At 72.2% G+C, this 8,169-nt stretch carries 6 protein-coding genes and 1 pseudogene; 6 read left to right on the top strand and 1 reads right to left on the bottom strand.

All coding sequences use genetic code 11. From position 1 onward, the window contains the following. The 4 genes and pseudogenes from RIN80_RS12035 to RIN80_RS12020 all read left to right on the top strand — a co-directional run. Nucleotides 1-292, top strand: a pseudogene (locus tag RIN80_RS12035) (hypothetical protein); the annotation flags it as partial. A 99-nt stretch (nt 293-391) separates the two neighbouring features. Continuing rightward, the gene (locus RIN80_RS12030; RefSeq protein ID WP_309095551.1) at nt 392-1,615 is read left to right on the top strand and encodes an arginine deiminase; all 1,224 of its coding nucleotides are present in this window, start codon (nt 392-394) and stop codon (nt 1,613-1,615) included. Nucleotides 1,616-1,724: 109 nt separating this feature from the next. After that, nucleotides 1,725-2,732: an ornithine carbamoyltransferase gene (gene argF / locus RIN80_RS12025; RefSeq protein WP_309095550.1), complete on the top strand. Its 1,008-nt coding sequence runs from the start codon at nt 1,725-1,727 to the stop codon at nt 2,730-2,732. Nucleotides 2,733-2,837: 105 nt separating this feature from the next. Further along, a complete protein-coding gene (locus RIN80_RS12020; protein WP_309095549.1) occupies nt 2,838-4,268 on the top strand; it encodes an amino acid permease in 1,431 nt (476 codons plus the stop codon). Here the strand turns inward: RIN80_RS12020 and RIN80_RS12015 are convergent. Next, a complete protein-coding gene (locus RIN80_RS12015) occupies nt 4,225-4,692 on the bottom strand; it encodes an ATP-binding protein (RefSeq protein ID WP_309095548.1) in 468 nt (155 codons plus the stop codon). The two genes, RIN80_RS12020 and RIN80_RS12015, sit on opposite strands and share 44 nt — an antisense overlap. Nucleotides 4,693-4,999: 307 nt before the next feature. On the opposite strand from RIN80_RS12015, the gene RIN80_RS12010 reads away from it, so the two are divergent. Together RIN80_RS12010 and RIN80_RS12005 are read left to right on the top strand one after the other, a co-directional pair. Continuing rightward, a complete protein-coding gene (locus RIN80_RS12010; RefSeq protein WP_309095547.1) occupies nt 5,000-5,827 on the top strand; it encodes an enoyl-CoA hydratase family protein in 828 nt (275 codons plus the stop codon). Beyond that, entirely contained in the window at nt 5,824-8,157 is a 2,334-nt protein-coding gene (locus RIN80_RS12005; protein ID WP_375141672.1) for a bifunctional salicylyl-CoA 5-hydroxylase/oxidoreductase, read from the top strand. Before RIN80_RS12010 ends, RIN80_RS12005 begins: the two co-directional genes overlap by 4 nt. Nucleotides 8,158-8,169: the final 12 nt, after the last annotated feature.

Raw genomic sequence — 8,169 nt, 5'->3', positions numbered from 1 at the left:
GCACCCCGTGGCCCGACGTCACCACCCACGCCTTCGCCACCCGCCCGACCGCGCCGCGCACGCCGACGAGCACCTCGCCGCCGGGGACCGCGCCGCGCACGCCGACGAGCACCTCGCCGCCGGGGACGCGGCCGCCGCCCTCGCCGGATACGCCGGCCTGCCGGCCTGCGAGCCGGCCGAGCCGGACGCCCTGGCCGGTTGGATCGTCGCCCGGGCCGCGCTGGAACCGGGCCGTGCGACCCGCCGCGGGCCGGCCCGGCCGGAGCGGCTCCAGCCGCTGCCGAGCCGCTGACACGGTCACGAGGCGTTGTCGTCACCCCGACGCGAACAGGAGCGGTCGGAAACGCGCGCGAGGTGAGTCAAGACGGGCTCCTGCGGTCAGGATGAAGGCATGGCATACCACGTCCACTCCGAGGCCGGGCGGCTGCGCCGTGTCATCCTGCACCGGCCCGATCTGGAGCTCAAAAGGCTCACCCCGAGCAACAAGACCTCGCTGCTCTTCGACGACGTGCTGTGGGTGCGCAGGGCCCGCGCCGAGCACGACGGGTTCGCCGACGTCCTGCGCGACCGGGGCGTCACCGTCCACCTCTTCGGTGACCTGCTGGCCGAGACGCTTCAGGTGCCGCAGGCCAGATCCCTGGTCCTGGAGCGGGTCTTCGACGAGAAGGAGTACGGCCCGCTGGCCACCGACCACCTCAGAGCCGCCTTCGAACACCTGCCCGCGCGGGAGCTGGCGGAGGTGCTCGTCGGCGGCATGACCAAGCGCGAGTTCCTCGACGTGCACCCGGAGCCGACCTCCGTGCGCTTCCACGTCATGGAACTGGACGACTTCCTGCTGGGCCCCCTGCCCAACCACCTCTTCACCCGGGACACCTCCGCCTGGATCTACGACGGCGTGTCCATCAACGCCATGCGCTGGCCCGCCCGGCAGCGCGAGACCGTGCACTTCGAGGCGATCTACCGCCACCACCCGCTCTTCCGCGACGAGAGCTTCCGCGTCTGGTCGGAGGGCCAGGCCGACTACCCGTCCACCATCGAGGGCGGGGACGTGCTGGTCATCGGCAACGGGGCCGTGCTCATCGGCATGAGCGAGCGGACCACCCCGCAGGCCGTGGAGATGCTCGCGCACAAGCTGTTCGCCGCCGGCTCGGCCGAGACGATCGTCGCCCTCGACATGCCGAAGCGCCGCGCCTTCATGCACCTCGACACCGTGATGACGATGGTCGACGGCGACACCTTCACCCAGTACGCGGGCCTCGGCATGCTCCGCTCGTACACCATCGAGCCGGGCGTCGGCGAGAAGGAGCTGAAGGTCACCGACCATCCGCCCGAGCACATGCACCGGGCGATCGCCGCGGCCCTCGGCCTGAACGAGATCCGGGTGCTGACCGCGACCCAGGACGTGCACGCGGCCGAGCGCGAGCAGTGGGACGACGGCTGCAACGTCCTGGCCGTCGAACCCGGTGTCGTGGTCGCCTACGAGCGGAACGCCACCACCAACACCCACCTGCGCAAGCAGGGCATCGAGGTGATAGAGATCCCGGGCAGCGAACTGGGCCGGGGCAGGGGCGGACCGCGGTGCATGAGCTGCCCGGTCGAACGCGACCCCGTGTGAGCGCACCACTCCGTATAGGCATGCTGAGTTTCGTATAGTATTCCAGGGAGTCAGTGTCAGTGTCCCCGTTCCTGTCTCGTCACCGTCCCCGTATCCCTGGAGCGCCCCCATGGCGACAGTCCCGACCGCCCTCGCCGGCCGCCACTTCCTCAAGGAGCTGGACTTCACCGAGGAGGAGTTCCGCGGCCTGGTCGAGCTGGCCGCGGAGCTGAAGGCCGCCAAGAAGGCCGGGACCGAGACCCCGTACCTGCGGGGCCGGAACATCGCGCTGATCTTCGAGAAGACCTCCACCCGGACCCGCTGCGCGTTCGAGGTCGCGGCCGCCGACCAGGGCGCCTCGACCACGTACCTCGACCCCTCCGGCTCCCAGATCGGGCACAAGGAGTCGGTCAAGGACACCGCGCGGGTGCTGGGCCGGATGTACGACGCGATCGAGTACCGGGGCGACAGCCAGCAGAAGGTGGAGGAGCTGGCCGCGCACGCCGGGGTGCCCGTCTACAACGGGCTCACCGACGACTGGCACCCCACCCAGATGCTCGCCGACGTGCTCACCATGACCGAGCACTGCGCCAAGCCGCTGACGGAGATCTCCTTCGCCTACCTGGGCGACGCCCGCTTCAACATGGGCAACTCCTACCTGGTGACCGGCGCCCTGCTCGGCATGGACGTACGGCTCGTCGCCCCGAAGGCCTACTGGCCCGCCGAGGAGGTCGTCGACCGGGCCCGGGCGCTCGCCGAGGGCAGCGGCGCGCGCATCACCCTCACCGAGACCCTGGACGAGGGGGTGCGCGGCGCCGACTTCGTCGCCACGGACGTGTGGGTCTCCATGGGCGAGCCGAAGGAGGTCTGGGACGAGCGCATCACCGCCCTCGCCCCCTACGCCGTGACCATGGACGTGCTGCGCGCCACCGGCAACCCGGACGTGAGGTTCCTGCACTGCCTGCCCGCCTTCCACGACCTCGGCACGGAGGTCGGCCGGGAGATCCACGCCTCGCACGGCCTGGACCACCTGGAGGTCACCGACGAGGTCTTCGAGTCCGCCCACTCGGTCGTCTTCGACGAGGCGGAGAACCGGATGCACACCATCAAGGCGGTCATGGTGGCAACCCTCGCCTGAACAGGCCTTATGCTGACCGGCGGCCCGGAACCACCCCTTCTCCGCGGCCGTCCCGCGCGACGCACCCGTCGCATCCGAGCACCACCAGAAACGAGCACCATCCGCATGCCCCGCTACAAGTCGCCCCACCTGCTGGTGGCCGAATCCGGCGCCGACCGTGAAGGCCACGGCCTCAAGCGCACGATGGGCCTCTTCCAGCTCGTCTGCTTCGGCGTCGGCGCGATCGTCGGCACCGGCATCTTCGTCGGCCTGTCCGACTCGGTCGCCCAGGCAGGCCCGGCCGTCGTGATCTCCTTCGTCCTGGCCGCGATCACCTGCGTCTTCACCGCCTTCGCCTTCGCCGAGCTGGGCGGCGCGATCCCGGTCTCCGGCTCCTCGTACTCCTTCGCCTACGCCGGGCTCGGCGAGGGCACGGCCTTCCTCGTCGGCTGGTGCCTGCTGCTGGAGTACGGCGTGTCGGTGTCCGCGGTGGCCGTCGGCTGGAGCCAGTACGTCAACGAGCTCCTCGACGGCCTGGTCGGACTGCGGCTGCCCACGGCCCTGTCGGGCGGCCCCGCCGAGGGCGGCGTGGTCAACCTGCCGGCCGTGATCGTCATCGCCATGGCCGCCGTACTGCTGGTCCGCGGGGTGCGCGAGAGCGCCCGGGCCACGGCCGCGATGGCCGTCCTCAAGCTCGCCGTGCTCGTGGCCTTCGTCGCGATCGGCTTCACCGCCTTCGAGGACGGCAACCTCACCCCGTTCTCGCCGGAGGGCCTGGCCGGGATCGGCGCGGGCACCACCGCCGCCTTCTTCTCGTACATCGGCTTCGACGCGATCACCACGGCCGGCGAGGAGGCGAAGAACCCGCGCCGGGACATCCCGCTCGCGATCCTCGTCTGCATCGGCCTGGTCACCGTGCTCTACTGCGCGGTCGCCCTCGCCGCCATCGGTGCCATCGGCGGCGACGCGGTCGGTGGCCGCCCCGCCGCGCTGTCGTACGTGGTCAACCAGGTCACCGGCTCCACCGTCGGCGGCGGCGTGATCGCCTTCGGCGCGGTCGTCGCCATCGCCTCGGTGGTGCTCGCCGTGATGTACGGCCAGACCCGGATCCTGCTGTCGATGTCCCGTGACGGGCTCGTCCCACGGGTCTTCGAGCGGGTCTCGCCAAAAACCTCCACGCCGGTCGCCGGCACGCTGATCGTGGCGCTGGTCTTCGCGCTGCCCGCCGCCTTCGCGCCGCTGGACGCCGTGGTCAACCTGTGCACCATCGGCACGCTCGCCGTCATGGCCGTCGTCAACATCGCGGTCATCGCCCTGCGCCGCCGCGAGCCGGGCCTCGCCCGCACCTTCCGCGTGCCGCTGTACCCGCTGACGCCGCTGCTCGGCGTCGGCTTCTGCCTGTACCTGATGTACGAGACCGGCCGGGCGACATGGCTCCAGTTCGCCGTGTTCCTGGCGGCGGGCCTCGCCCTGTACCTGCTCTACGGGCGCCGGAACTCGCGGCTGGCCCGCCTCACGCCGACGGACGCCGCTGAGCGGGAACCGCAGGCAGTCTGAACCACACGGCCTTGCCGGACTCCGTCGGCCGGTGCCCGCACGAGGAGCTCAGGGCGCGGATCAGCAGCAGACCGCGCCCGTGCTCCTGCCAGGGGTCGGGCGGCCCGCCGGCCGGACAGGTGAGGTCGCCGGGCGGGGCCGGGTCGGTGTCGTGCACCTCGACCTGGCAGCCCGACGGCATCAGCTCCACGACCAGCTCTATCGGTGTCTCGCCGGAGGTGTGCTCCACGGCGTTGGCCACCAGCTCCGCCGTGAGCAGCTCGGCGGTGTCGCAGTCCGCCCCGTGCTCCAGCTCGGCCAGCGCCGTACGGACCAGGGCACGGGCCACGGGCACCGCCGCGGCGGTGTGCGGCAGCGCGACGCGCCAGGAGGCGGGGGCTGAGGGGAGTTCGTACAAGGCGGGTCCGTTCATGGAGCAGGACATCCTGCTTTCAACCTTATGAATGGTACGGCGCCACTTCCCGGACGCGTCCGAGGGGCACCGGCGGGGGCACCGTCGCCCCCCTTGCCGACGGCTTACCCAGGTGAACGCGGTGCCGCGCGCGGCTGCTCCCACCGTTACGCCGGTGTGGACGAGCTGTGACGGATGTGACCGGCCCGGAGCACTCCCGGACCCACCGGATTCCTACCCGGCCGGGATATCGCGCACTCATGACGACGGTCACGAATGAGTGATAGCTTCGGGGGGTAGAGCTCAGTGAGGCAGTGCCCGCCCGAGGAGGCCGCCCGTCATGAGTCCCTTCACCGGCTCCGCCGTCCGCACCCCCGGCTGGGAGCACCTGCGCGTCGACGTCGCCGACGGCGTCGCGACCGTCACCCTTGCCCGCCCGGCCAAGCTCAACGCGCTCACCTTCGGCGCCTACGCCGACCTGCGCGACCTGCTCGCCGAGCTCTCCCGGGAGCGGGCCGTACGGGCCCTGGTGCTGGCCGGCGAGGGGCGCGGCTTCTGCTCGGGCGGCGACGTCGACGAGATCATCGGCGCCACGCTCGCCCTGGACACCGCCCGGCTCCTCGACTTCAACCGGATGACCGGCCAGGTCGTTCGCGCGATCCGCGAGTGCCCGTTCCCGGTGATCGCCTCGCTGCACGGGGTGGCGGCGGGCGCCGGGGCGGTCCTGGCCCTGGCCGCCGACTTCCGCGTCGCCGACCCCACCACCCGCTTCGCGTTCCTCTTCACCCGGGTCGGCCTGTCCGGCGGCGACATGGGCGCGGCCTACCTGCTGCCCAGGGTCGTCGGCCTGGGCCACGCCACCCGCCTGCTGATGCTGGGCGACCCGGTCCGCGCCCCCGAGGCGGAGCGCATCGGCCTGATCAGCGAACTGACCGAGGAGGGGCAGGCGGACGAGACGTCCCGCCGGCTGGCCCGCCGCCTGGCGGAGGGCCCGGCCCTGGCCTACGCCCAGACCAAGGCGCTGCTGACGGCCGAGCTGGACATGCCCTTGGCGGCCTCGGTAGAGCTGGACGCCTCCACCCAGGCCCTGCTGATGACCGGCGAGGACTACGCGGAGTTCCACGCGGCCTTCACCGAGAAGCGCCCTCCCAAGTGGAGCGGACGGTGACAGCGGCACCCTCAGGGGCGCGGGGCACTGCGCGAGCGACCACACCCCACCCGCACACCGGGCCGGGCGACCCGCTGCGCGTCGCAGTCATCGGTGGCGGCCCCGGCGGCCTCTACGCCGCCGCCCTCCTCAAACGCCTCGACCCCACCCGCGACATCACCGTCTGGGAACGCAACGCCCCCGACGACACCTTCGGCTTCGGAGTGGTCCTCTCCGACGAGACCCTCGGCGGCATCGAACACGCCGACCCCACGGTCTACGAGGCCCTCCGCAGGGACTTCGTGCGCTGGGACGACATCGACATCGTCCACCGCGGCGTACGCCACACCTCCGGCGGCCACGGATTCGCCGCGCTGGGCCGCCGGCGCCTGCTGGAGATCCTCCACGGCCGCTGCCGCGACCTCGGCGTCCGCCTCCGCTTCCGCACCGTGGCCCCCGACGACCTGCCCGGCACGCACGACCTGGTCATCGCCGCGGACGGCATCCACAGCACCACCCGCGACACCTACGCGGACGTCTTCCGCCCCCGGGTCACGGCACACCGCTGCCGCTACATCTGGCTCGCCGCGGACTTCGCATTCGACTCCTTCCGCTTCGACATCGCCGAGACCGAACACGGCGTGATGCAGCTCCACGGCTACCCCTACGCGCCGGACGCCTCCACCGTGATCGTCGAGATGCGCGAAGAGGTCTGGCACGCGGCCGGCTTCGACGAGCTCGGCGAGGCGGAGTCGGTCGAGCGCTGCGCCAAGATCTTCGCCGAGACGCTCCACGGCCGGCCCCTGAAGTCGAACCACTCCACCTGGACGACCTTCCGCACGGTCGTCAACGAGTGCTGGTCGCACGGCAACGTCGTCCTGCTCGGCGACGCCGCCCACACCGCCCACTTCTCCATCGGCTCCGGCACCAAGCTGGCCGTCGAGGACGCCCTGGCGCTCGCCGCCTGCCTGGCGGAACAGGACTGTCTGCCCGAGGCCCTGGCCGCCTACGAGGCCGAGCGGCGCCCGGTCGTCGCCTCCACACAGCGCGCGGCACGCGCCAGCCTGGAGTGGTTCGAGAACCTCGCCCTCTACCTGGACCAGCCGCCCCGCCAGTTCGCCTTCAACCTGCTCACCCGCAGCCGCCGCGTCACCCACGACAACCTCCGCCTGCGCGACGCGCGCTTCACGGAGGCGGTGGAGCGCGAGTTCGGCTGCCCGCCCGGCACGCCCCCGATGTTCACCCCGTTCCGGCTGCGCGGCCTGACCCTGCGCAACCGGGTCGTCGTCTCACCCATGGACATGTACTCGGCCGTCGACGGCGTCCCCGGCGACTTCCACCTCGTCCACCTCGGCGCGCGGGCACTGGGCGGGGCCGGGCTGGTGATGACGGAGATGGTGTGCGTCAGCGAGCAGGGCCGGATCACGCCCGGCTGCGCCGGCCTCTACACCGGGCGGCAGGCCGAGGCCTGGAAGCGGATCACGAACTTCGTGCACGCCCGGGCACCCGGCACGGCGATCGGCGTGCAGCTCGGCCACAGCGGCCGCAAGGGCTCCACGAAGGTGATGTGGGAGGGCATGGACGAGCCGCTGGAGGAGGGCAACTGGCCACTCGTGGCCGCGTCGGCGGTGCCGTACAAGCCGTTCGGCCAGACCCCGCGGGAGCTGTCGCGGGCCCAGCTCACCGATCTGCGCGAACAGTTCGCCGCCGCCGCCGTGCGTGCCGCCCGGGCCGGTTTCGACCTGCTCGAACTGCACTGCGCCCACGGGTACCTGCTCTCCGGTTTCCTCTCGCCGCTGACCAACCGCCGCACCGACGCCTACGGCGGCACCCTGGACAAGCGGCTGCGCTTCCCGCTGGAGGTCTTCGACGCCGTGCGCGACGCGTGGCCGGCGGAGCGGCCCATGACGGTCCGCATCTCCGCGACCGACTGGGCCGAGGGCGGGACGACCGCCGAGGAGGCCGTGGAGATCGCCCGGGCCTTCGCCGCGCACGGCGCCGACGCGATCGACGTGTCGACCGGGCAGGTGGTGGCGGACGAGCGGCCCGAGTACGGGCGGTCGTACCAGACTCCCTTCGCGGACCGCATCCGCAACGCCACCGGCGTCCCGGTGATCGCGGTCGGCGCGATCTCCTCCTGGGACGACGTCAACTCCCTGATCCTGGCCGGCCGCACGGACCTGTGCGCCCTGGCCCGCCCGCACCTCTACGACCCGCAGTGGACCCTGCACGCGGCAGCCGAACAGGACTACACGGGCCCGGCCGCCCCCTGGCCGGCCCCCTACCGCGCAGGCAGCCGCCGCCCCCGCACGGGCCGCACGGACGCGCCGAAGCCGCGGCTGAGTCTGTGACGCGACGGCCCT

This window comes from Streptomyces sp. (assembly GCF_031181705.1).
In the GTDB taxonomy this organism is placed as follows: Bacteria; Actinomycetota; Actinomycetes; order Streptomycetales; family Streptomycetaceae; genus Streptomyces.
The sequence above is the reverse complement of the archived record's forward strand: the minus strand, read 5'-3'. Positions and strand labels throughout refer to the sequence as shown.